The sequence below is a fragment of the Sphingobium sp. L-44 genome (assembly GCF_056859495.1).
On record NZ_JBSXOQ010000123.1, the window covers coordinates 40,352 to 61,807 of the forward strand.

The 21,456-nt window shown below is 65.8% G+C and carries 27 protein-coding genes; 9 read left to right on the forward strand and 18 right to left on the reverse strand.

Annotated elements, in window-relative coordinates; translation table 11 throughout:
• The first annotated feature begins 6 nt into the window (after positions 1-6).
• Both AC13EK_RS24060 and AC13EK_RS24065 read left to right on the forward strand, forming a co-directional pair.
• Complete coding sequence (locus tag AC13EK_RS24060; protein WP_069336856.1) at positions 7-1,062, forward strand: DUF1176 domain-containing protein; 1,056 nt, start codon at positions 7-9, stop codon at positions 1,060-1,062.
• An 83-nt stretch (positions 1,063-1,145) separates the two neighbouring features.
• Positions 1,146-1,856 (forward strand): HAD family hydrolase, encoded by a 711-nt coding sequence (locus AC13EK_RS24065; protein ID WP_069336868.1) that lies wholly within the window; start codon positions 1,146-1,148, stop codon positions 1,854-1,856.
• Between the two features lie 17 nt (positions 1,857-1,873).
• On the opposite strand, the gene AC13EK_RS24070 is transcribed toward AC13EK_RS24065, so the two are convergent.
• From AC13EK_RS24070 to gluQRS, 8 genes are all read right to left on the reverse strand, one after another.
• Complete coding sequence (locus AC13EK_RS24070) at positions 1,874-2,179, reverse strand: type II toxin-antitoxin system RelE/ParE family toxin (protein ID WP_069336857.1); 306 nt, start codon at positions 2,177-2,179, stop codon at positions 1,874-1,876.
• Positions 2,176-2,424 carry a ribbon-helix-helix domain-containing protein gene (locus AC13EK_RS24075; protein ID WP_099231618.1) on the reverse strand — a complete coding sequence of 83 codons (249 nt, stop codon included), beginning with the start codon at positions 2,422-2,424 and terminating at the stop codon, positions 2,176-2,178. The genes AC13EK_RS24070 and AC13EK_RS24075 overlap by 4 nt, the downstream gene beginning before the upstream one ends.
• Positions 2,425-2,782: 358 nt before the next feature.
• On the reverse strand, positions 2,783-3,739 hold the full coding sequence (gene egtD, locus AC13EK_RS24080; RefSeq protein ID WP_069336859.1) for an L-histidine N(alpha)-methyltransferase: 957 nt from the start codon (positions 3,737-3,739) through the stop codon (positions 2,783-2,785).
• Between the two features lie 5 nt (positions 3,740-3,744).
• Positions 3,745-5,013 carry an ergothioneine biosynthesis protein EgtB gene (egtB, locus tag AC13EK_RS24085; protein ID WP_010339288.1) on the reverse strand — a complete coding sequence of 423 codons (1,269 nt, stop codon included), beginning with the start codon at positions 5,011-5,013 and terminating at the stop codon, positions 3,745-3,747.
• Positions 5,014-5,106: 93 nt separating this feature from the next.
• A complete protein-coding gene (locus tag AC13EK_RS24090; protein ID WP_483022423.1) occupies positions 5,107-5,961 on the reverse strand; it encodes a GGDEF domain-containing protein in 855 nt (284 codons plus the stop codon).
• 126 nt (positions 5,962-6,087) lie between these two features.
• Positions 6,088-6,663: a cob(I)yrinic acid a,c-diamide adenosyltransferase gene (locus AC13EK_RS24095; RefSeq protein ID WP_069336860.1), complete on the reverse strand. Its 576-nt coding sequence runs from the start codon at positions 6,661-6,663 to the stop codon at positions 6,088-6,090.
• Positions 6,664-6,669: 6 nt separating this feature from the next.
• Positions 6,670-6,903: a twin transmembrane helix small protein gene (locus AC13EK_RS24100; protein ID WP_004210155.1), complete on the reverse strand. Its 234-nt coding sequence runs from the start codon at positions 6,901-6,903 to the stop codon at positions 6,670-6,672.
• 9 nt (positions 6,904-6,912) lie between these two features.
• On the reverse strand, positions 6,913-7,818 hold the full coding sequence (gene gluQRS / locus AC13EK_RS24105; protein ID WP_170828671.1) for a tRNA glutamyl-Q(34) synthetase GluQRS: 906 nt from the start codon (positions 7,816-7,818) through the stop codon (positions 6,913-6,915).
• Between the two features lie 93 nt (positions 7,819-7,911).
• Here gluQRS and AC13EK_RS24110 point away from each other — a divergent pair, with 93 nt between their 5' ends.
• Entirely contained in the window at positions 7,912-8,478 is a 567-nt protein-coding gene (locus AC13EK_RS24110; RefSeq protein ID WP_037506283.1) for an HNH endonuclease, read from the forward strand.
• A gap of 11 nt (positions 8,479-8,489) precedes the next feature.
• Here AC13EK_RS24110 and AC13EK_RS24115 read toward each other — a convergent pair whose 3' ends face one another.
• Positions 8,490-9,227 carry a Crp/Fnr family transcriptional regulator gene (locus AC13EK_RS24115; protein ID WP_004210159.1) on the reverse strand — a complete coding sequence of 246 codons (738 nt, stop codon included), beginning with the start codon at positions 9,225-9,227 and terminating at the stop codon, positions 8,490-8,492.
• 208 nt (positions 9,228-9,435) lie between these two features.
• Here AC13EK_RS24115 and murA point away from each other — a divergent pair, with 208 nt between their 5' ends.
• Both murA and AC13EK_RS24125 read left to right on the forward strand, forming a co-directional pair.
• Entirely contained in the window at positions 9,436-10,719 is a 1,284-nt protein-coding gene (gene murA, locus AC13EK_RS24120) for a UDP-N-acetylglucosamine 1-carboxyvinyltransferase (protein WP_004210161.1), read from the forward strand.
• Complete coding sequence (locus AC13EK_RS24125) at positions 10,712-12,229, forward strand: sensor histidine kinase (protein ID WP_069336862.1); 1,518 nt, start codon at positions 10,712-10,714, stop codon at positions 12,227-12,229. Before murA ends, AC13EK_RS24125 begins: the two co-directional genes overlap by 8 nt.
• On the opposite strand, the gene AC13EK_RS24130 is transcribed toward AC13EK_RS24125, so the two are convergent.
• From AC13EK_RS24130 to AC13EK_RS24160, 7 genes are all read right to left on the reverse strand, one after another.
• Positions 12,174-12,611, reverse strand: coding sequence for a response regulator (locus tag AC13EK_RS24130; protein WP_010339293.1), 438 nt, complete (start codon positions 12,609-12,611; stop codon positions 12,174-12,176). The genes AC13EK_RS24125 and AC13EK_RS24130 overlap by 56 nt on opposite strands.
• A 69-nt stretch (positions 12,612-12,680) precedes the next feature.
• Positions 12,681-12,911, reverse strand: a complete 231-nt coding sequence (locus AC13EK_RS24135) for a DUF2188 domain-containing protein (protein WP_029547950.1) — start codon at positions 12,909-12,911, stop codon at positions 12,681-12,683.
• Positions 12,912-12,936: 25 nt separating this feature from the next.
• Positions 12,937-13,428, reverse strand: coding sequence for a crossover junction endodeoxyribonuclease RuvC (gene ruvC, locus AC13EK_RS24140; RefSeq protein ID WP_004210168.1), 492 nt, complete (start codon positions 13,426-13,428; stop codon positions 12,937-12,939).
• An 84-nt stretch (positions 13,429-13,512) separates the two neighbouring features.
• Positions 13,513-14,256, reverse strand: coding sequence for a YebC/PmpR family DNA-binding transcriptional regulator (locus AC13EK_RS24145; protein ID WP_004210169.1), 744 nt, complete (start codon positions 14,254-14,256; stop codon positions 13,513-13,515).
• Between the two features lie 94 nt (positions 14,257-14,350).
• Positions 14,351-14,677 (reverse strand): heavy metal-binding domain-containing protein, encoded by a 327-nt coding sequence (locus tag AC13EK_RS24150; protein ID WP_004210170.1) that lies wholly within the window; start codon positions 14,675-14,677, stop codon positions 14,351-14,353.
• A 123-nt stretch (positions 14,678-14,800) separates the two neighbouring features.
• Positions 14,801-15,043 carry a DUF2312 domain-containing protein gene (locus AC13EK_RS24155; protein ID WP_004210171.1) on the reverse strand — a complete coding sequence of 81 codons (243 nt, stop codon included), beginning with the start codon at positions 15,041-15,043 and terminating at the stop codon, positions 14,801-14,803.
• Positions 15,044-15,208: 165 nt separating this feature from the next.
• Positions 15,209-15,508, reverse strand: coding sequence for a DUF1244 domain-containing protein (locus AC13EK_RS24160; protein WP_069336863.1), 300 nt, complete (start codon positions 15,506-15,508; stop codon positions 15,209-15,211).
• Between the two features lie 104 nt (positions 15,509-15,612).
• Between AC13EK_RS24160 and pyk the strand changes: the two genes are divergently transcribed.
• Entirely contained in the window at positions 15,613-17,085 is a 1,473-nt protein-coding gene (gene pyk / locus AC13EK_RS24165) for a pyruvate kinase (RefSeq protein WP_010339297.1), read from the forward strand.
• A 185-nt stretch (positions 17,086-17,270) separates the two neighbouring features.
• On the opposite strand, the gene ykgO is transcribed toward pyk, so the two are convergent.
• Entirely contained in the window at positions 17,271-17,396 is a 126-nt protein-coding gene (gene ykgO / locus AC13EK_RS24170) for a type B 50S ribosomal protein L36 (protein ID WP_004210176.1), read from the reverse strand.
• Between the two features lie 196 nt (positions 17,397-17,592).
• Here ykgO and AC13EK_RS24175 point away from each other — a divergent pair, with 196 nt between their 5' ends.
• The 3 genes from AC13EK_RS24175 to AC13EK_RS24185 are packed head-to-tail and all read left to right on the forward strand — an operon-like array spanning position 17,593 to position 20,730.
• Positions 17,593-18,183 carry a DUF4136 domain-containing protein gene (locus tag AC13EK_RS24175; RefSeq protein ID WP_069336864.1) on the forward strand — a complete coding sequence of 197 codons (591 nt, stop codon included), beginning with the start codon at positions 17,593-17,595 and terminating at the stop codon, positions 18,181-18,183.
• Positions 18,180-19,310 carry a M14 family metallopeptidase gene (locus tag AC13EK_RS24180; RefSeq protein WP_069336865.1) on the forward strand — a complete coding sequence of 377 codons (1,131 nt, stop codon included), beginning with the start codon at positions 18,180-18,182 and terminating at the stop codon, positions 19,308-19,310. The genes AC13EK_RS24175 and AC13EK_RS24180 overlap by 4 nt, the downstream gene beginning before the upstream one ends.
• Positions 19,311-19,347: 37 nt before the next feature.
• Positions 19,348-20,730: an amidase gene (locus tag AC13EK_RS24185; RefSeq protein ID WP_234792236.1), complete on the forward strand. Its 1,383-nt coding sequence runs from the start codon at positions 19,348-19,350 to the stop codon at positions 20,728-20,730.
• Here the strand turns inward: AC13EK_RS24185 and AC13EK_RS24190 are convergent.
• Positions 20,727-21,446 (reverse strand): dienelactone hydrolase family protein, encoded by a 720-nt coding sequence (locus AC13EK_RS24190; protein ID WP_069336866.1) that lies wholly within the window; start codon positions 21,444-21,446, stop codon positions 20,727-20,729. The genes AC13EK_RS24185 and AC13EK_RS24190 overlap by 4 nt on opposite strands.
• Between the last annotated feature and the right edge of the window lie 10 nt (positions 21,447-21,456).

Genomic DNA, 21,456 nt, shown 5'->3' on the forward strand with positions numbered 1-21,456 from the left:
TAACCGATGGGGGAACTTAGATTTTTCGCGGCCGTCTTAACGGCCATCGGCACCATTGGCATGGCAACGGCGCAGACCAACGCGCCCGCGCCCAAGCCGGGCGCGCTTGAAACCTACAAGGACTGGACCATCGGTTGCGACAATCGCAACCGGTGCGAGGCTGTGTCGCTGCTGCCCGGTGGCGACTGGCCCGACAATCCGGTGATGGTCGGCGTCGCCCGTTCGGCCGGTCCCGATGCCGCGGCCGAAGTCTGGGTCAGCCGCGATGCCAAGGGTTCGTCCGCCGTCAGCTTCCTGGTCGACGGCCGCAAGGTCGCGACGGTGACCGCGCGCGATGGCGATGCCACCCTGCGCGGGCCGCAGGCGTCGGCGCTGGCGATCGCGATGGCGCGTGGCAGCACGATGGAAGTGCGCACCGGCAACCGGTCGCTCGGACGTCCCTCGCTTGCGGGCGCGGGCGCGGCAATCCGCTACATGGATGCGCGCCAGGGCCGGGCCGGCACCACCACCGCGCTGGTCGCGACCGGGCCGCTCGGTCCGCTGGCGGTGCGCGTCGCACCGCCGACGCCGGCGATTCATCGCGCGATCATCGCGACGGGCGATGCCCCGGCCGCACTGTGGCGCGAGGAGCGGACCGCGCTCGGCAAGTTCACCGGCTGCACCGACGAGATGGCGAACGGCCAGTCCGAACTGCATCGCCTGTCGAAGAATGACACGCTGATCCTGGTTCCCTGCGGCTCTGGCGCCTATAATTTCACCACCGTGCCGGTGATCGCCAGCGGCATTCCGGGTCGCCGCAGCTTCCGCTTCGCGCCGTTCGACTATGCGCCCGGCTGGGGCACGGAGGAGATCGGCCATCCCACCCTGGTCAATGCCGGCTGGGCGCCCGAAAAGTCGCTGCTGCAAAGCTTCGCCAAGGGGCGCGGCATCGGTGATTGCGGCACCAGCCAGACCTATGTCTGGGATGGCAGCCGCTTCCGCCTGACCGAAGCGACCAGCATGGGCGAATGCCGTGGCGCCTGGCGCTGGATTCCCGTCTGGACCGCGCAGGTCGTCGAATAGAACGCGGCTGCAATAGGAAAATTGCAGCCCCGATGGCGCGCTTTGCAATGGAAATATTGCAGCGCACACACCATATGAAGGGCATGGCAAGCACCGCATCCCTTTCCGACGCGCCGCCGCAAGTCGCCGCTGCGCTGCCCAACCCGATCCGCGCCGTCATCTTCGACATGGACGGCACGCTGCTGGATACGGAGGCCGCGCATCGCGACGCCTTCGCCCGCACCGGCGCGGCGATGGGCTGGCCGATGTCGGACGAGATGCTGCTGTCGATGGTCGGCATCCATCGCGACGAAAATCTGCGGATGCTGACCGACCGCATGGGGCCGGACTTCCCGGTCGATCAATTCTATGCCGACAGCGACGCGCTGTTCGTCGCCGCGCTGGAGGCGGGCATTCCACTGCGGCCGGGCGCGGAGGTCATATTGGATCATCTCGCCAGGGCCGGCATCCCGATGGCGATCGCGACTTCGACCATGGCCCCCTATGCCCAGCAGCGGCTGGAGAAGGCCGGGCTGCTTCCTTATTTCCAGACCGTTGTCACCCGCAATGACGTCGACCGGCCCAAACCCGACCCGCAGCCCTATCTGCTGGCGGCCGAGCGACTGGGCGTCGATCCGGCCGATTGCGTCGCGGTGGAGGACAGCCATGCCGGCGTCCGTGCCGGCGTGGCGGCGGGCATGGCGACGGTGATGGTTCCCGATCTCCTGCCGCCGACCGAGGAACTGGTCCTCGCGGCCACCGCCGTCCTGCCCAGCCTGCACGACCTGCGCGACCTGCTGCTGGCGACGGAATAAGCGGGTCGGCGCCGGCTTCAGGGTGTTTGAAGCGTCGGCCCCAGATCGCGCACCGCATGGATGACGCGCTGGACGGTGACCATCTCTCCGTCCACATGATAGGCGATCAATAGCCGGCGCTCGAAGGTCACCGTCCTCAGGCCCGCGATCAGATCATCGCGCGGAGATCCGCGATCGGGGAAGTCGGACAGTGCGGCAACGCGCTCCTCGATCCGGGCCAGATAGCGGTCGGCCGTGGCGAGGTCGGCTTCCGCACGCACCCAATGGTGAATCGCAATCAGATCCTCGATCGCCAATGCCGACAATTGGACATGATGGCTCATGCCTTGTCGATCGCGGCCCTGACCTGCGCAAATGCCTTGTCGAGTGGCATCGGGGGACGCGGATCGGCCAGCGCTTCTGCCACGCGGACGCGCACCAGTTCGTCCAGCACAGCCTCTTCCCGATCCAGCGCGCGCAGACCGGCGCGCATGACTTCACTCATGGATGCATAGCGGCCGGATGCCAGATGGCGCTCGGCATGGGATGTCATTTCGCCCAGCGTCACGGTGATTGCTTTCGCGGCCATGCTTGCCTCCATTCCGATATGATTTTATCATATCGCATCTTCGGCTCCGATGCCAGTTGCCGGGCCGCGGCAAGAGTTTCGCCCTCGCTTTCCTACTCAGCCTTTCTCTGATTTATCATCGGCAATGGAAGGCGCGCTCTATTCCCACCCCGCACCGTTGCGCTCCAGCCGCCCAGTGTCGCTTCACTGTCGCCTCGCTGTCGCGTCCGTGTCGCGTCGAAGGCGCGTCGCCCTGACCCGATTGTCGCGCGACTGTCGCTTCACCGGCGCGGGGCAGGCGCATGGCCGGCGCATTTGGCCGGAATCAGCCCCACGACACTGTGAACTTCGACTGTCGCGTGAAATTCCCCGGCAGATTCTACCCCGCCTTCGCCAGCACCAGCGCGAACAGGCCGTCCGGGTCCATCCATTCGGTCGTGGGTTCCCATCCGCCCGCGCGCAGCAGCAGCCGTTCGTCGCGCGCGCCATATTTATGGCTGCTCTCGGTATGGATGGTCTCGCCCATCTTCATGTGGAAACATTGGCCCGCGACATGGAAATGCAGCGGCTCGGTCGCTTCCAGATGCATCTCGATCCGCGCCTTCTCGTCATTCCAGATGGCGCGATGGGCAAAGGCGTCGACCGGCAGGTCGCCCTCCAGTTCGCGGTTGATCCGTACCAGCAGGTTGCGGTTGAAGGCGGCGGTGACACCGGCTTCATCGTCATAGGCGGCGATCAGCCGGTCGCGATCCTTGATCCGGTCCATGCCGATCAGCAGCATGGCCTCGTCACCCAACAACCTGCGCATCGCGCGCAGCAGGTCGACGGCGGTGTCGGGTTCGCTGTTGCCGATCGTCGAGCCGGGGAAGAAGCCGAGCCGCGGCAGCCCGTCGATCGCATCGGGCAGGGCCAATGTGCCCGTGAAGTCGCCGACCAGCGGCAGCACCGGCAGTCCGGGAAAGGCGCTCGCCAGTTCGGCGCTGCTGGTGCGCAGGAAATCGCCGCTGATGTCGATCGGCACATAGGCGGCGGGATTGATCGCGCGCAGCAGGTGCGGTGTCTTGCGCGCGCTGCCGGCGCCGAATTCCACCACCGCCCGACCGGCGCCGATGGCGGCGGCGAAATCATCGCCATGACCGGCCAGCAGCGCGGTTTCGGTGCGGGTCGGATAATATTCGGGCAGGTCGGTAATATCCTCGAACAATTCCGATCCGCGCCGGTCATAGAACCAGATGGGCGGGGTCGCCTTGGGCGATCGGGCAAGGCCGGCCAAGATATCGCGACGAAAGGCCGGGTCGATGGTGCGGGCGGCGGGCATGTCATGTGTCAGCAGCATGGGGCTTACAGATCCTTGGCCAGCCGCAGTCCCGTGAACTGCCAGCGTTGATGGGGGTGGAAGAAATTGCGGTAACTGGCGCGGACATGGCCGCGCGGGGTGGCGCAGCTGCCGCCCTTCAGCACGAACTGCCCGGACATGAACTTGCCATTATATTCGCCGACCGCGCCGGGGGCGGTGCGAAAGCCGGGATAGGGGCGATAGGCGCTGCCGGTCCATTCCCATACATCGCCGAACATCTGGGTCAGGCTGGTGCCGTCTTCGGCGGCGCGGGGGCGGGGGCAGGCGGCGCCGTCCAGTTGTTCGCCACTGGTCGGCGCGATGTTGAGCGCCGCGCTTTCCCATTCCGCCTCGGTCGGCAGGCGCGCGCCCGCCCAACTGGCATAGGCGTCGGCCTCATACAGGCTGATATGGCAGGCGGGGGCGGCGGGATTGACCGGCTGGCGTCCGTCCAGGCCGAAACGGGTCCAGCCCTGCTCGCCGCGCTGCCAGTAGAGCGGCGCCTCTATCCCTTCCGCCTGGACCCAGGCCCAGCCATCCGACAGCCACAGCGCCGGGTCGCGATAGCCGCCATCCTCGATGAAGCTGACCCATTCGCCATTGGTGATCGGCCGGTGGGCCAGGGCATGGGGGCGCAGGAAGACCTTGTGGCGCGGCCCCTCGCAATCGAAGGCGAAACCGGTCTTGCCGTCGTCGCCGATCTCGACCAGCCCCTCGCGTCCCTCGATCCAGTGCAGCGGGCCGGGCACCGGCGCGGGCATCGCCCTGGGCGCATCGAACAGGGCGGGTGCGATGGGATTGAGCGAAAAAAGATGCTGCAGGTCGGTCAGCAGCAATTCCTGATGCTGCTGCTCATGCTGCAGGCCCAGCGTCACCAGCGTGCAGGCGGCCTCCGGCAGATGCGGCATGGCGGCCAGCAGGGCGGCATCGACATGGGCGCGATAGGCGCGCACGTCGTTCAGGCTCGGCCGGGTCAGCATGCCCCGCATCGGCCGGGCATGGCGCGGCCCTTCCGCCTCATAATAGCTGTTGAACAGATAGGCGAAGCGGTCGTCGAACGGGCGATAACCCTCGACATGATCGCGCAGGACAAAAGTTTCGAAGAACCAGCTGACATGGGCCAGATGCCATTTGGCGGGCGATGCGTCGGGCATCGACTGCACCGTGGCATCCGCGTCGGACAAAGGGGCGGCCAGCGCCTGCGTCAGGGCGCGGACGGCGCGATAGCGTTCCGCCAGCGCCTCCTGTCCGGGCTGGATCCAGATTTTGGCCATGCACGCCCCTTTCGATACGGTTGCACCGCTCTCGCAAGGGGTAAGCGCATGACCGGGCAGGTCGGTTCCTTGCCGGCCCGCTGCGGCGCAGAATCAGGCGGCAGTGCGCTCCGGCCGGGCACGGCGCAGCTGGTTGCGGCCATTGGCCTTGGCTTCGTACAGCGCCTGGTCGGCAAGGCGCAGCACCTCGTCCATCTCCTCGCCCTTCCAGCGACAGATGCCGGCGGAAAAGGTGATCGGGCGGCCATCGACATCGCCCAGCGGATGTTCGCGAATCTGCTCGGCCAGGCGGGCCAGCGACCAGCTCGCCTCATCCTCGATGCAATGCTGGAAGAAGACGGCAAATTCCTCGCCGCCCCAGCGCGCGACCATGTCGATGCGCCGGATCTGGGCCGACAGGCGGGTGGCGAAATCGCGCAGCACCCGGTCGCCCTCGTCATGGCCCAGCCGGTCATTGACCTGCTTGAAATGATCGATGTCGATGATCGCGATGCAGCCCTGGCGCTTTTCGACCGGCAGCTCGTCGATCTGCGCCAGCAGGCCGCGCCGGTTGGCGATGCCGGTCAGCGGATCTTCATGCGCCGCCACCTGCAATTCGTCCATCTGCGCGCGGGTCGATGTCGCGGCGCGGTGAACGCCGGCATAGAGGGTGCGGATCACGTCGCCGACTTCGGGCAGGACCGGTGCCTCGGGACTGTCGGGGCGCAGCGTATCGGCCAGCGCATGGATCGGGCTCAGCAGCGCGCCGATCCCCATCAGCGCCATGATCGTGCCGACCAGCGTGGCGCCGAGCAGCAGCAGGAACTCGGCCAGCGCGATCCGGCCGGTGGCCATGCCCCAGCTGATATAGCCGATCAGCGGCAGATGGGTCGCGACGAAGCAGAGTGCGAACAGGCGCAGGCGCAGGCTGTGCGGAAAGATGAAGGATGTTGCCAGATAGAATTGCATCTTGGCCCTCTCACTAATTGCGAATAACCCGCAAATTTGGAGAATTGGCTAAACGCGCTCTGAATGAATAGGGTTAATGTTGCGCTGCAAGGCAAAGCGTGGCCGATGGTAGCCAGGCCGTTGAAATCAGACCTGTCTTGACGCGCCCGGCACCCATTTAACATCGCGCGCGCCATTGTCGTTCAGCCGGCGGGCGAGCACGAACAGCAGGTCGGACAGGCGGTTGAGATAGGCCAGCGCCTGCGGATTGAGCGCGACATCGACGGCGGCCGCCGTGGCGCTGCGCTCGGCCCGGCGGGTGATCGCACGGGCGAGGTGGACGGCGGCAGCGGCCGGACTGCCGCCCGGCAGGATGAAGCTGTCGAGCGGAGCCAAATCGGCGTTCATGTCGTCGATCTGCTGCTCCAGTCGCGCGACCTGGCCGGCAATGATGCGCAGCGCCCAGGGCTCGTCCGCGCCATCCGGGATCGGGGTGGCAAGGTCCGCGCCCAGATCGAACAAATCATTCTGGATGGTGGTCAGCCAGGCTGCTTCGGGCCTGTCGCCGATCGCCAGGATGGCGAGGCCGATCGCGCTGTTCGCCTCGTCCACGTCGCCCACCGCCTGCATGCGCGGCGCATGCTTGGGCAGGCGCGACCCATCGACCAGGCCGGTGGTGCCCGCGTCCCCGGTGCGGGTGTAGATCTTGTTGAGCTTGACCATCAGGCCTCAGCCATTGCCCTTCATCATCAGCAACAGGGCGATGATGATGACGGCGCCGGCCTGGAACAGGATGCGGTTCATCATCATCCGGTTCTGCTTCAGGCTGGACGGGCGCGGCGCCCCCTCCGGCAGGTTCAGTTCCTCCTTCGTCGCCTGGAGGAAGGCGATGATGCCGCGGACAAGCGCGAACAGGGTCGCGGCCATGGCAAGGATGAGGGCGATGACGAGCACGGTGGTCATGGGGGGATGCTAGGCCGCTCCGATGGTGATGCCAACCGGAAAGCGCCCGGCGCGCAGATCATCGGCCAGGCGCTGCGGGTCCATGCCGGCGCCACGCAGTTCGGCGAGCGCGATCGCCCCGTCCCGCTTCGCCAGCCTCTTGCCATCGGCGCCCAGCAGCAGCGGGTGGTGGATATAGGCGGGGCTTGGCAAGTCGAGCAGCGCCTGCAGCAGGCGATGGATGTCGGTCGCGGCGCGCAGGTCATTGCCGCGCAGCACATGGGTGACGCCCATCGCCGCATCGTCCAGCGTGCAGGACAGATGATAGCTGGCCGGCGCATCCTTGCGCGCCAGCACGACATCGCCCGCTGCCGCTGGATCGGCTGCTATTTCGCATGGCGCCGCGTTGGGATCGGGCGGATAGGGCAGGGCGGCCCAGCGGAGTGGCCCCGTCTGTGCGACCGCCGCCTGCATGTCGATCCGCCAGGCGTGGGGCATGCCCGCCGCGATACGTTGCGCGCGCTGGGCGTTCGGCAGGGCGCGACAGGTGCCGGGATAGACCGGGCCTTCCGGGCCATGCGGCGCGGTAAGGCTCGCCTGGATATCGGCGCGCGTGCAGAAGCAGGGATAGAGCAGGTTCATCGCGCGCAGTCGGTCGAGCGCCGCGTCATAGTCGGCCAGGCGCTGCGACTGGAAGATGATCTCCCCATCCCATGCCACGCCCAGCCAGCGCAGATCCTCGACAATCCCGTCGACATGTTCGGGCCGGCTGCGGGTGCCGTCGATATCCTCGATCCGCAGGCGAAAGGCACCACCCGCGGCCCGTGCCAGGTCCATCGCCATCAGTGCCGACCAGCCATGGCCGACATGCAATCGACCGGTGGGGCTTGGCGCGAAACGACTCACAAGATGCTGTGGTGCGGTGGATTGAGTCATACAGGCTCTTGACGGCGGATATTCGTTAATGCTGTCATGCTCTTGTCACGTTGTTGGTCGATCAGCGGCGTCGGCAAGGGGGTAGAGGCGACTATGTACCATCCCGACCTGATACGGCATCCGGAAAACTGCCCGGCGCTGGTTTTGAATGCGGACTATACCCCGCTCAGCTATTATCCCCTGAGCCTGTGGCCCTGGCAGACCGCCATCAAGGCGATTTTTCTGGAGCGGGTGGATATCGTCTCTTCCTATGAGCGGGAAGTCCACAGCCCCAGCCTGCAGATGCGCATCCCCTCGGTCATCGCGCTCAAGCAATATGTGCGACCCTCGGAGCATCCGGCCTTCACCCGGTTCAACCTGTTCCTGCGCGATCGTTTCAGCTGCCAATATTGCGGCACGACGCATGATCTGACCTTCGACCATGTCGTGCCGCGGCGCGCGGGTGGCCGCACCACCTGGGAGAATGTCGCGACCGCTTGTTCGCCCTGCAATCTCAAGAAGGGCGGGCGCACGCCGCGCGAAGCGGGCATGCAGTTGCATGTTCAGCCGATCCGGCCGACCAGCTGGCAGCTACAGGAACATGGCCGCGCCTTCCCGCCCGGCTATCTCCACGAAAGCTGGCACGACTGGCTCTATTGGGATGTCGAACTGCTGGCCTGACGCGCGGCGCGTCAGCTCATTGCGGGCAGCCAGTCCAGGTCCATATGTTTGTGCCGGTTGGTATAATGGCCGATCTCTTCCAGCCGGGCCATGTCGACCAGCGTGATCCGGCCATTGGCACGGCTGATCAGCTTTTCCTGCTCCATCTGTCGTATCATCCGGTTCACATGAACCGACGTCAGGCCGATCGCGTCGCCAATCTCTTCCTGCGTCAGCTTCAGGTCGAAACTGTCGGTGATGCTGTCGTCCGTCACGCGCAGCCGGTCGAACATGTCGAGCAGGAAGGAGGCTACCCGCGCCCTGGCCGATGTGCGGCCGAGCGAGGCAAGCCGGTCGGTCATCGCTACCCGCTCCGCATTGGACAGCAGGAACAGCAGGGCGGCGACGCGCGGATATTCCTCCAGCAGCCGGCGCAGCGCATGCTTGTCGAACGGGCAGACGATAGCGTCCGACAGGGCGACCAAGGATTCAGGGGCCTTGCTATAGATGGTGCTGGCCGAACCGATGAAATCGCCGGGGAAGTAGACGCGCAATATCTGGCGGCTGCCATCGGGCAGGATGACATAGCTCATGACCCGACCTTCGCGCAGCACGAACAACTCAGTGATCGTCTCGTTGACGCGCTGGATCATGGCCCCGCGCTTGATCTTGCGGGGATTTTCTTCCAGCCGAGCCAATGCTGCTTTTTCTGCGTCGGACAGGGGAACCGTCTTGGCCAGTCTTTCCGCGAAACAGCTCGTCGCCACCAATACACCTTCTTCTTGAAATTGTTGTTACGATGGCAGAACGCCCCAACCTCCTTTTGGCTGCATTTCGGCAAGGCGCACTAAACTCGATCAAGGTTGCGGCGATCCGCGAAAATAGTCTTCCGTCGCGCCCGTCCCTGCCCGTTTTTCACGCCGAACGACCGCGCGCGCGCCTTGCACGGCGCGCAATAGACGCTATGAAACCTAGCCAATGGACCGCATTCACATTCGCGGCGGCAAGCAACTCAATGGCCGCCTTCCCATCTCCGGCGCTAAGAACGCTGCCCTGACGCTGCTGCCCTGCGCGTTGCTGACCGACGAGCCCGTCGCGCTGCGCAATCTGCCGCGCCTGGCCGACGTCGACAGCTTCGGCCATCTGCTCAACCAGCTTGGCGTGTCGACCATGATCGAAGGCGCCCGTCCGGAGGATTTCGGCCGCGTCATGACGATGCGTGCCGGCCGCGTGACCTCGACCGAGGCGCCCTATGACATCGTGCGCAAGATGCGCGCGTCGATCCTGGTGCTCGGCCCGCTGCTCGCCCGCGCGGGCGAGGCACGGGTGTCGCTGCCCGGCGGCTGCGCGATCGGCAACCGCCCGATCGACCTGCACCTCAAGGCACTGGAAGCCTTTGGCGCGATCATCGAGATCGCGGCCGGCTATGTCCGCGCCAGCCTGCCCGATGGCGGCCTGCCCGGTGGCATCTATACCTTCCCGGTGGTGTCGGTCGGTGCGACTGAAAATGCGCTGATGGCGGCCTCGCTCGCCAAGGGCACCTGCATCCTGGAAAATGCCGCGCGCGAGCCGGAGATCGTCGATCTCTGCAAGCTGCTGATCGCAATGGGCGCCGATATCGAGGGTGTGGGCACCGACAAGCTGGTGATCCATGGCCGCGATCGTCTTCACGGCGCGACCTACAGCGTCATGCCCGACCGTATCGAGGCGGGCAGCTATGCCTGCGCTGCGGCGATCACCGGCGGTTCGCTTGACCTGATCGGCGCCAATGCCGACGACATGCACGCCATCCTGGCCGCGCTGCGCGACGCTGGCGTGCAGGTCGATGAGCATCGCGACGGCATCCGCGTTTCGTCCGACGGCAAGCTCAAGCCGCTGACGCTGTCGACCGCGCCTTTCCCGGCCTTCCCGACCGACATGCAGGCGCAGTTCATGGCGATGCTGACCAAGGCGGAGGGCGCGTCGGTCCTGACCGAGACGATCTTCGAGAATCGCTACATGCATGTGCCCGAACTGGCGCGCATGGGTGCCGACATCAGCGTCAACGGCCGCACCGCCGTGGTGCGCGGCGTCGACAAGCTGGTCGGTGCGCCGGTGATGGCGACCGATCTGCGCGCCTCGATGAGCCTGATCCTGGCCGGCCTTGCCGCCGAAGGCGAGACCATCGTCAGCCGCGTCTATCATCTCGATCGCGGTTATGAGCGGCTGGAGGAAAAGCTCTCGGCCGTCGGCGCCGACATCGAGCGGGTCAGCGATGGCTGACGGACGCGGCCTGGCAACGGATCGGGCGGCGCTGCTGGCGCTTTATGATCTCGACGCCGGCGGTTTCCGTACCCTTGACGATATCACCAGCTTCGCCGCGCAACTATGCTGGGCGCCGATCGCGCTCGTCAGCATTGTCGAGGATGTAAGGCAGCGCTTTCTGGCGCGGGTCGGGCTGGATGCGGAGGAGACGCCGCGTGACGTCTCCTTCTGCGCCCTCGCCATGCTGGGCGACAATATCTTCGTCGTGCCCGACGCGACGCAGGATGTGCGTTTCATCGACAATGCGCTGGTCACCGGTGCGCCGCATATCCGCTTCTATGCCGGGGCGCCGCTGGTTGGTGGCGATGGCGAGCCGCTGGGTGCGCTCTGCGTTATCGACACGGTGCCGCGCGATGATCTGACCCCGCTGCAGCGCCAGGGGCTGTCGCTGCTGGCGCGGCAGGTGATGGTGGAACTGGAAGGGCGCCGCCGCGATCGCGACGTGATCGCCCAGCAGCGGCTCGACGCGGCAGCGGTGGCGGACAGCGATCGCATGTTCCGCACCCTGGCCGACACCATGCCGCAAATGGTCTGGTCGACCCTGCCCGACGGCTATCATGATTATTATAATGCGCGCTGGTATGAATATACCGGCGTGCCCGCCGGATCGACCGATGGCGATGCCTGGAACGGCATGTTCCATGTCGATGACCAGCCCAAGGCCTGGGAGAAATGGCGCCATTCGCTGGCGAGCGGCGATCCCTATGAAATCGAATATCGGCTGCGGCACCGCGACGGCCTCTATCGCTGGACGCTGGGGCGCGCCTTGCCAATCCGTGACGCGCAGGGGCAGATCATCCGCTGGATCGGCACCTGCACCGAGATTCACGAACAGAAGCTCATGCTCGAAGAGCGCGAGATGATCGCGCATGAGCTGTCGCACCGGATCAAGAATATCTTCTCCGTCATTGCCGGCCTTATCGGCCTGTCAGCCCGTGAGCGACCGGGCATGCAGGAAGGGGCGGACGACCTGCGCGACCGCATCCTGGCGCTGGGGCGGGCGCATGACTTCGTCCGCACACATGGCGGTGGCGTCAGCATGGCGGAGGAGCAGGCATCGCTTCATGGCGTGCTGGAGGAGATTTTTGCGCCCTATGGCGGCCGGGAACGACTGCAACTGTCAGGCGACAATCCGCCGATCGATGATCGCTCGGCGACGCCGCTGGCGCTGCTGTTTCATGAACTGGCGACCAATGCCGCAAAATATGGCGCGCTATCGACGCCTGATGGCTTCATCGCGCTGCATGTGGTGACGCAGGATGAGGATATCCGGCTCGACTGGCGCGAAGAGGGCGGGCCGAGTGTGGCGCCGATGGCCAACGAAGGCTTTGGCAGTCGCCTGATCGCGCTCAGCGTCGAGCGTCAGCTGGGTGGTCAGCTCGAACGGCAATGGTGCCCCGAAGGGCTTCGGCTCAGCCTGCGGATACCGCGACGCTCGATGCACCGCGCGGCGGCGGGAAGGGCGTAAAGCCGGCAATCTCCGCTGTGGTGAGGTCGGTCGCTTCGGTGGCGGCCAGACGCACGGTCTGGGCAATGCTCTGTGCGCGGAAGGGCTTGGTGACGACGCCCAGCGCCGCAACGGAAGCCGTGCCGATCTGCGCCGGATTGGCGGTCACGTAGATGACCTTGATACCGAAGCGACTGGCCAGTTCCATGCCGATGGCAGGGCCGGTGGGGCCATCACGCAGGTTGAGGTCGACCAGGGCGATGTCGCAGGATTCGGCGGCGGCCATCGCCGCCTCGCGGTCGGCCGCGATGCCGCCGACATCGAAGCCGGCATCCTGCACGATCTGTTCGATTTCCAACGCGACGAAAATCTCGTCCTCGACGATCAGAATCTTCTTGCTCATCCCTGCGCCCGCTTATGCTGGTGTCGATAAATGCGGAAAGGGACGAAGAGTTCCCGAAATATGTAAAAATCAGGTGTCTTCGTTTTCGATGCTGGTCCAGGCGGTGTCGAACGCGGTGCCGTTCATCAGCAGGACCGATGCCGGATAGCCGCCTGCCGCCGCCTTCTTCGCCGTTTCGGTGGCGCTGTCGATCGCTGCCTGCTGCGTCGGGAAGGGGCCATAATAGCTGTTGTTGAGGTTGATCTTCCACGCGCCATCATGCGGGACGATGATGTAGCGGGCGTGGGGCAGGTCGGTCATGGTCGCGATGGTCTCCGATGGCAGGTCAGCGCGCGGGCATCCGCCGGGCGCTCGCCAGATGATGGGCATGGGTGATCGCCACCGCAAGGGCATCGGCCGCGTCGGAGCCGACGATCTTTGCGCCGGGCAGCAGCCGCTGGACCATGGCATGGACCTGGTCCTTCGACGCGTTGCCGACGCCGACGACCGATTTCTTGACGAGGCGGGCGGCATATTCGCCCACTTCCATGCCGGACCGCGCGGCATTCAGCAGGATGACGCCGCGCGCCTGGCCCAGCTTCAGCGTCGATTGCGGATTGACGTTGACGAACACTTCCTCGACCGCGGCGCCATCGGGCCGATGTTCCAAGATCAGGTCGGTCAGCGCCAGATCGAGCGCCATCAGCCGCGTCGCCAGCGACATCGCGCTGTCGGTCTTGATCTGGCCGTTGCCGACATGGGTCAGGCGATTGCCGTCGGCGGCAATCAGGCCCCAGCCGGTGGTGCCAAGGCCGGGGTCGAGGCCAAGTATGATCATGGGTGCAGGATCGTCCGCGTCGGGCAAGACCGGCGCGCATCGGCGCTGCGCGATCTCGCCCGAAGCGAACGGGAGCCGGGCATCTTAGCCCAGCTTCTCCATCACGGCGTCGGAGACTTCATAATTGCCCCAGACGGTCTGGACGTCGTCATCATCTTCCAGCGTGTCGACCAGCTTCAGCAGCGTTGCGGCATTGGCTTCGTCGACTTCCAGCGTGGTCTGCGGCTTCCAGGCGAGCTTGGCGCCCTCTGCCGGGCCCAGCTTGGCTTCCAGCGCCTTGGCGACTTCGTGCAGCGCGTCCATCGCGGTCCAGATCTCATGCTCGTCTTCGTTCGACGAGACATCGTCCGCACCCGCTTCCAGCGCGGCTTCGAAGACGGCGTCGGCATCGCCGGCGCTGGCGGGATAGGTGATCAGGCCCAGGCGGTCGAAGCCATGGCTCACCGCGCCCGACGCGCCCAGGTTGCCGCCATTCTTGGCAAAGGCGGTGCGAACATTGGTCGCGGTGCGATTGCGATTGTCGGTCAGTGCCTCGACGATGATGGCGACGCCGCCGGGGCCATAGCCCTCATAGCGGATTTCCTCGTAATTCTCCATGTCGCCGCCGATCGCCTTGTCGATCGCGCGCTGGATATTGTCCTTGGGCATCGACTGGGCCTTGGCGGCGTTGACCGCCAGGCGCAGGCGCGGGTTCATGTCCGGATCGGGCATGCCCATCTTGGCCGCGACGGTGATTTCGCGCGACAGCTTGGAGAACATCGACGAGCGCTTCTTGTCCTGCGCACCCTTGCGATGCATGATGTTCTTGAATTTGGAATGGCCGGCCACGGCCTTCTCCTGACATTTTCTGTGAAACCGAAGCGCGCTCTCTAGCGAGCGCGTCGCCATCCTGCAACGCTAGAGGATGGCGGAGGCGCGGTGATCAGTAGCGGATCGCGGTGCCCGAGGCGGAGACCATCAGCATGGAGCCATTGGCGCCGATCACCTCATAGTCGAGGTCGACGCCGACAACGGCATTGGCGCCCAGCTTGCGGGCATTGCCCTGCATCTCCTCGATCGCTTCGCTGCGGGCGCGTTGCAGCACATCCTCATAGGCGCCCGATCGGCCGCCGACGATGTCGCGCACGCTGGCGAACAGGTCACGGAAGAGGTTGGCGCCGACGATCACTTCGCCGGTGACAATGCCCAGATAATCCTGGGCGGGACGGCCTTCCAGGCGGCTGGTGGTGCTGACGATGATGTCGGTCATAAGGGGCGTCCTCTCACTTTGGTGGCGCCCCTGGCGCGAGGGGGCTGGACCAGATGTAGGTCGACAGCACCCCTCGGCAAGGTCCGGTGGCATGCACCGGTCGGGAATAAGGCGTGGACCGCCTTATTCCATGCCCAGCGCGGACAGATAGGTCTGCAGGATCGCTTCCATTTCCTGGCGGTCATGCGGCTGCATCTTACGCAGGCGGATGATCTGGCGCATGATCTTGGGGTCGTAACCGGTCGCCTTGGCTTCCAGATAGACGTCCTTGATGTCGTCGCCGATGCCCTTCTTTTCTTCTTCCAGGCGCTCGATGCGCTCGATTAGAAGGCGCAGCTGGTCGGCTGCGATATTGCCCTCGCTCATGGGAATCTCCGTGTCAGTGTGAATCGGTTGGTGGACGCTCCTAGAGCCTGATCGGGCGAGGTGGAAGCGCTTTGCGCGTCCGCCGATACCGTGAATCAGGCTCCATTCGGGAAATTCGGACTGCGTTTCGCGCGCGGCGCCGGTCCGGCAGGATCTGCTGAACGCTTAATGGTTGTCCGCGTTTTTCGCCACGCTCTCCTGCATCTTCGCGATCTGCTGCGGCGTCGCCTCGCCCTGATGGCGGGCCTTCCATTCGGCAAAGGGCATGCCGTGGACGACCTCGCGAGCTTCGTCGCGGGTCAGATCGCCGTCCGCCTCGGCAATCCAGTCGGCCAGGCAGTTGCGGCAGAAGCCGGCCGTGCCCATCAGGTCGATATTCTGCACGTCGGTCCGATGCTGCAAATGCGCGATCAGCCGACGGAAGGCGGTTGCAGCGACGGCGTCACTGAGTATGGTAGCGGACACAGGCGGAACCTTTCGCTTAATCTACATCATCCTGTCGTGCAGCACGGATAATCGATAACGACGCCCTGGCAAGCCAGAGGCGATCAATACGGCCAGGAGAAGACATGACACGACTATCGCCCCGCTCGCGCAAGGTTCGCATTCTCGCGACCCTCGGTCCCGCCAGCGAGAGCGCAGAGATGATCCGCGCATTGTTTGTCGCGGGTGCCGACGCCTTTCGAGTCAATATGAGCCATGGCGCGCATGAGGATCATGCCGCCCGCATCGCCACGATCCGCGAGCTGGAAAAGGAATTTTCCCGGCCGACCACGATCCTGGCCGACCTTCAGGGCCCCAAGCTGCGCGTGGGCACGTTCGAGAAGGGGCTGGTGGTGCTGGAGACCGGCGCGCCCTTCGTCCTCGATCGGGACGACACGCCGGGCACCGTTGAGCGCGTGAACCTGCCGCACCCCGAAATCTATGCCGCGCTGGTCCCCGAGACCCGGCTGCTGCTGGATGACGGCAAGCTGGTGCTGCGGGTGAAGGCCGTCACGGACACGCGAATCGACACCATCGTCGAAATCGGCGGCACCCTGTCCAACCGCAAGGGCGTGAATGTGCCTGACGTGGTCGTGCCGGTGCCGGCGCTGACCGACAAGGATCGCCGAGACCTCAGCTTCGCGGTCGATCAGGGCTGCGACTGGATCGCCTTGAGCTTCGTGCAGCGGCCCGAGGATCTGGCCGAGGCGCGCAAGCTGATGGGCGGCCATGGCGCGCTGATGGCGAAGATCGAGAAGCCCTCGGCCGTGCAGCGGCTGGAGGAGATTATCGAGATGGCCGACGGCGTGATGGTTGCGCGCGGCGATCTGGGCGTCGAATTGCCGCCGCAGGCGGTGCCGCCGCTGCAGAAGCAGATCGTTGCCACCGCGCGCCGCATGGGCCGTCCGGTGGTGGTTGCGACCCAGATGCTCGAATCGATGATCAAGGCGCCGACCCCGACCCGCGCCGAAGTGTCGGACGTGGCCACCGCGGTCTATGACGGCGCCGATGCGATCATGTTGTCTGCCGAAACGGCGGCGGGCGACTGGCCGGTCGAGGCAGTGTCGATGATGGACAGCATCGCCCATAGCGTGGAGCGCGATCCGGGCTATTTCGCCCGTCTGCACTTCACCGAAACGCGGCCTGATCCGACCACCGCTGACGCCCTGGCGGAGGCTGCCGCCGGCATCGTGCCGGTCGTCGGCGCCAGCGTCATCACCTGCTTCACCTCGTCGGGCAGCACCGTGCGCCGCGTGGCGCGTGAGCGGCCGTCCGCGCCGATCCTGGCATTGACGCCACGTTCGGACACGGCGCGCAAGCTGGGCCTGACCTGGGGCGTCCATGCGATCCGCACCAAGGATATCGGCAATTTCGAGGAAATGATCGGCAAGGCGCGTCGCATGGCGCTGCGCCACGACATGAGCGCCAAGGGCGGCAAGATCGTGGTGCTGGCCGGCGTGCCCTTCGGCACGCCCGGTTCGACCAATGTGCTGCACGTGGCGACCGTGCGCGGCGACGAGCTGAAGGGGCGCGACGAAACGCCCAGCCTGCCGGCCTGACGGCTTTGGCATGATCGATTCGGCGCGGCCGCCCCATTCGGGCGGCCGCGCTTTTTTTCATGGCCGCGAATCGATTCGCGTAAAAATGCCGCGCCAACACGTTGAGCGCCCGATCCATGGGATCGGGCGCTCAATAAGACCTTTGGAAGGTCCGGAGGATCGGCGAGCCGATCCGTCCGCGCTTATTAGCCCTGGCGGGCCTTGAAGCGACGGTTGGTCTTGTTGATGACGTAGGTCCGGCCACGACGACGGATCACGCGGTTGTCCCGGTGGCGGCCCTTGAGCGACTTGAGCGAGTTGCGGATCTTCATTGTCAGCCTTCTGGAATCATGTCTGATTGGAAAAATCGAAGCGCAGCCCCTATGGGGGAGGCGGCCGAAAGTCAAGCGCAGGCCACCGCCTTTTGCCACCGTTCATCCTGCATGCAGCCAAGTCATGGCTTCACCCGTTGGAAGGGAATGCTATGTCGGCGGCGTGTTGGACATAGTCCCGTTGGAGTGCAATCGCATGTTGAAACAGATCATCCTCTCCTCCTGTCTTGCCCTGTCGCTCGCCGCCTGCGCGACGGTGCCGTCGGTGGAGGTGACGCGATTCCACAATGGCAGCCCGGCACAGACCGGATCGATCGCTGTACAGGAAATCCCCGGCAATCCGGACGTTGGCCTGGAATTTCGCACCTATGCCGGCGCGGTGAGCCAGGAACTGCAGCGGATCGGCTTCACCAATGCGGGCGATGCGGGCAGCGACTATGTCGCGCTGGTCGGCTTCCGCCGCAGCTTCCGCCCGACCGGCACCGCGCGCAATGACAAGCCGGTCAGCGTGGGCGTTGGCGGGGCGCTGGGCAGTGGCGGCTATTCCGGCCTCGGTCTCGGCGTCGGCATCAATCTGTCGGGCAAGCCCAAGGATATCGTCTCCACCGAATTGCAGATCCAGATTCGCCGTCGCAGCGATCAGGCCGCCATCTGGGAAGGCCGCGCCTCGACCGAATCGCGTGAAGGCACGCCCGAGTCGCAGCCGCGCGCCGTCGCGCAAAAGCTCGCTGCCGCCCTCCTCGGGGGCTATCCGGGCGAATCCGGGCGCACTATAACGGTCAAATGACCATCTCCATTTCGAGCGCCTTCGACAGCGGCAACATCCGCGTTCTTTCCATCACCGACAGTCCAGAAGGCGTCCGCGCCGAGCTGGAAATCGTCAAGGACAAGGACAGCGACTTCTATCAATGGTTCCATTTCCGTCTGGCGGGCGCCGCCGGACGGGAGGTGGAACTGGCGATCGTGAACTGCGCGGGCTCGGCCTATCCCGACGGCTGGCCGGGCTACAAGGCGCGGATGAGCGAGGATCGCGAGAATTGGCTGCAGGCCGATACCGACTATGCCGCCGGTACGCTGACGATCCGCCTCTCGCCCGACAGCAATGCCGTCTGGCTTGCCTATTTTGCGCCCTATTCGATGGAGCGCCATCATGACCTGGTCGCCTGGGCCGCGTGCCAGCCGGGCGTCGAGCATCGCGAACTGGGCCTGACCTTGGACGGCCAGCCGCTCGACATGCTGAGCGTCGGCGAAGGCCCCAAGAATGTCTGGCTCTATGCCCGCCAGCATCCCGGCGAAAGCATGGCCGAGTGGTGGATGGAAGGCGCGCTGGAGCGCCTGACCGACGACGAGGATGCGGTGGCGCGCTATCTGCGCCAGAAGGCGACCTTCCACATCGTCCCCAACATGAATCCCGACGGCAGCCGGCGCGGTCATCTCCGCACCAATGCGGCGGGCATCAATCTCAACCGCGAATGGCATGAGCCGTCGATGGACAAGAGCCCGGAAGTCTATCTGGTCCGCGCCGCGATGGACGAGACCGGCGTCGATTTCGCCATGGACGTGCATGGCGACGAGGCGATCCCGGCGGTGTTCCTGGCCGGCTTCGAGGGCATTCCCTCGATCACCGACCGACAGCTCTCGCTCTATCATCGCTATCGCGACACGCTGGCGGCCCGCACGCCCGATTTCCAGACGCGCCTCGGTTATCCGGTGGCGGGCGGCGGCAAGGCCAATCTCGCCATGTCGACCAACCAGCTGGCCGAACGCTTCGGCGCGGTCGCGATGACGCTGGAAATGCCGTTCAAGGATAATGACGATCTGCCCGACGCCGATTTCGGCTGGTCGCCGGCCCGTTCCGCGCAGCTCGGCAAGGATTGCCTGGCGGTGCTGGCGGAGATGATCGAGGATATCTGACCGGGCTGATCGGGGGCAATAGATGGAGCATGGTGGCGTGACGCGACGGACGATCCTGCACGGCGCCGGTGGCGCCATGGCGCTCGGCATGGTCGGCGCGCCGGCCATTGCCAAATCCCGCCCGTCGCGCGAGCGTCTGGAAGCAGCGCTCGCGCGCATCGCCGACCCGGCGGGGGAGGGCAGGCGCACCTACCTCACCCTCTATGCGGACAGCGCGCGGGCGGCGGCGGACGCCGCCGATGCCCGCGCCGCTTCGCCGCTCTCGCCGATCGACGGCGCCATCGTCAGCATCAAGGATCTGTTCGATGTCGCGGGCGAGCCGACCCGCGCCGGTTCGCTGATCCTGGCCGATGCCCCGCCCGCCACCGTCGATGCGCCGGTCGTTGCCCGGCTGAAGCAGGCCGGTGCGGTGATCGTCGGCAAGACCAACATGGTCGAATTCGCCTTTTCCGGCGTCGGCGCCAATCCCCATTATGGCACGCCGGGCAATCCGGCCGACCGGGCCCGCGTGCCGGGCGGATCGACCAGTGGCGGCGGCGTCGCGGTGGCCGATGCCATGTGCGAGATCGCCATCGGCACCGATACTGGTGGTTCCTGCCGCATTCCCGCCGCGCTGTGCGGCGTCGTCGGCTACAAGCCGACCAAGGCGCGGGTGCCGACCAAGGCGCGGGTGCCGACCGATGGCGCCTTTCCGCTGTCGCCCACGCTCGATTCGATCGGACCGATCGCGACCAGCGTCGATGCCTGTTTCCGCACCGATGCGATCTTGGCGGGGGAAGCAGCACGGCCGCTCGATATCGCGCCGCTCAAGGGGCTGCGCGCCGGCATTCCGCAGGGCCTGCCGCTGGGCGATCTCGACGCGACCGTCGCGGCGCGTTTCGCCGATGCGCTGGCGCGGCTGGGCAAGGCGGGCATGACGCTCAGTGACGAAGTCTTCCCGCAATTCGACGCGATGCAGGCGCTTCAGTCGCCGGTGCCGATCGCCTCGGTCGAGGCCTATGCCATTCATCGCGATCGAATCGCGACCCGTGCGCAGGATTTCGATCCGATCGTGCTGGCACGGATGCAGGCAGGCCGTGACGTGACGCCCGAACGCCACCGGCAGATGCTGGTGGAGCGCGCCGCGCTGGTGCGATCGATGGACGCGCGCCTGACCGGACTGGACATATTGGTGCTGCCGACCACGCCGATCGTCGCGCCGACTCAGGCCGAAGTGGCGAATGCCGAGGCCTTCGTGGCCCGCAACCGGCTGCTGCTGCGCAACACCGGCCTCGGCAACAGCTTCGACCTGTGCGCCATTTCCCTGCCGCTGCCGCGCGAGGACGGCCTGCCGGTCGGCCTGATGCTGATGGCGCGGGCAGGGCAGGACCAGCGCCTGTTCGCGATCGCGGCAGCGGTGGAGAAGCTGCTGGCGGTTTAGCCGAACAGTTCCTCCAGGAAATTCACCATCGCGCGGAAGCTGCGGCGGTCGGCGTCGGCGCTATAGGCCAGCCCCTTTTCGGGCATATGGACGCTTTCGTCGGTGAAGGCGTGGCCGGTGTGGCCATAGGCATGAATCTGCCAGTCGCAGCCCGCCTCGGTCAGTTCCTTCGCCAGGCCGACGGTCGCCTCGGGCGGCGCGATCGGGTCTTCCCAGCCATGGCAGACCAGCAGCTTGGCGGTGATCGTGGCGTTGGGGAAGGGCGGTGCCTCATAGACGCCGTGGAAGCTGACGCCGCCGGCAATGTCGGCGCCCGCGCGGGCCAGGTCGAGCACGCATTTGCCGCCGAAGCAGAAGCCGATCGCGGCCGTGCGGGTGGCATCGACCGCCGGCATATCCCTGAGCAGCGCGTGGGCGCCCAGCATCCGATCGCGCAGCAGCGCGCGGTCGGCGTTGAGTTCGTTCATATAGCGCCCGGCATCGGGATCGGTGCGGGTGGTGCGCTTGCCCTGGCCAAAGACGTCAGCGACCAGCACCGCATAGCCCAGCGCCGCTACCTTCTCCGCATAGAGGAAGTCGGCTTCCTTGGTGCCCAGGACATTGGGAACGAGCAGGATGCCCGGCACCGGGCCGGCGGCAGCATTGTCGACCACGGCGACGCTTTCGAACGTGCCGCCCGGACCGTCATGGATGATCGTCTGACGGGTGAGGACCATGAAAGCGTCT

Bases quoted from the DNA above. Each gene is read 5' to 3' on its own strand.
- AC13EK_RS24060 (WP_069336856.1), top strand. From the start codon at position 7: ATGGGGGAACTTAGATTTTTCGCGGCCGTCTTAACGGCCATCGGCACC.
- AC13EK_RS24065 (WP_069336868.1), top strand. From the start codon at position 1,146: ATGGCAAGCACCGCATCCCTTTCCGACGCGCCGCCGCAAGTCGCCGCT.
- AC13EK_RS24070 (WP_069336857.1), bottom strand. From the start codon at position 2,179: ATGAGCCATCATGTCCAATTGTCGGCATTGGCGATCGAGGATCTGATT.
- AC13EK_RS24075 (WP_099231618.1), bottom strand. From the start codon at position 2,424: ATGGCCGCGAAAGCAATCACCGTGACGCTGGGCGAAATGACATCCCAT.
- egtD (WP_069336859.1), bottom strand. From the start codon at position 3,739: ATGCTGCTGACACATGACATGCCCGCCGCCCGCACCATCGACCCGGCC.
- egtB (WP_010339288.1), bottom strand. From the start codon at position 5,013: ATGGCCAAAATCTGGATCCAGCCCGGACAGGAGGCGCTGGCGGAACGC.
- AC13EK_RS24090 (WP_483022423.1), bottom strand. From the start codon at position 5,961: ATGCAATTCTATCTGGCAACATCCTTCATCTTTCCGCACAGCCTGCGC.
- AC13EK_RS24095 (WP_069336860.1), bottom strand. From the start codon at position 6,663: ATGGTCAAGCTCAACAAGATCTACACCCGCACCGGGGACGCGGGCACC.
- AC13EK_RS24100 (WP_004210155.1), bottom strand. From the start codon at position 6,903: ATGACCACCGTGCTCGTCATCGCCCTCATCCTTGCCATGGCCGCGACC.
- gluQRS (WP_170828671.1), bottom strand. From the start codon at position 7,818: ATGACTCAATCCACCGCACCACAGCATCTTGTGAGTCGTTTCGCGCCA.
- AC13EK_RS24110 (WP_037506283.1), top strand. From the start codon at position 7,912: ATGTACCATCCCGACCTGATACGGCATCCGGAAAACTGCCCGGCGCTG.
- murA (WP_004210161.1), top strand. From the start codon at position 9,436: ATGGACCGCATTCACATTCGCGGCGGCAAGCAACTCAATGGCCGCCTT.
- AC13EK_RS24125 (WP_069336862.1), top strand. From the start codon at position 10,712: ATGGCTGACGGACGCGGCCTGGCAACGGATCGGGCGGCGCTGCTGGCG.
- AC13EK_RS24130 (WP_010339293.1), bottom strand. From the start codon at position 12,611: ATGAGCAAGAAGATTCTGATCGTCGAGGACGAGATTTTCGTCGCGTTG.
- AC13EK_RS24135 (WP_029547950.1), bottom strand. From the start codon at position 12,911: ATGACCGACCTGCCCCACGCCCGCTACATCATCGTCCCGCATGATGGC.
- ruvC (WP_004210168.1), bottom strand. From the start codon at position 13,428: ATGATCATACTTGGCCTCGACCCCGGCCTTGGCACCACCGGCTGGGGC.
- AC13EK_RS24150 (WP_004210170.1), bottom strand. From the start codon at position 14,677: ATGACCGACATCATCGTCAGCACCACCAGCCGCCTGGAAGGCCGTCCC.
- AC13EK_RS24155 (WP_004210171.1), bottom strand. From the start codon at position 15,043: ATGAGCGAGGGCAATATCGCAGCCGACCAGCTGCGCCTTCTAATCGAG.
- pyk (WP_010339297.1), top strand. From the start codon at position 15,613: ATGACACGACTATCGCCCCGCTCGCGCAAGGTTCGCATTCTCGCGACC.
- ykgO (WP_004210176.1), bottom strand. From the start codon at position 17,396: ATGAAGATCCGCAACTCGCTCAAGTCGCTCAAGGGCCGCCACCGGGAC.
- AC13EK_RS24175 (WP_069336864.1), top strand. From the start codon at position 17,593: ATGTTGAAACAGATCATCCTCTCCTCCTGTCTTGCCCTGTCGCTCGCC.
- AC13EK_RS24180 (WP_069336865.1), top strand. From the start codon at position 18,180: ATGACCATCTCCATTTCGAGCGCCTTCGACAGCGGCAACATCCGCGTT.
- AC13EK_RS24190 (WP_069336866.1), bottom strand. From the start codon at position 21,446: ATGGTCCTCACCCGTCAGACGATCATCCATGACGGTCCGGGCGGCACG.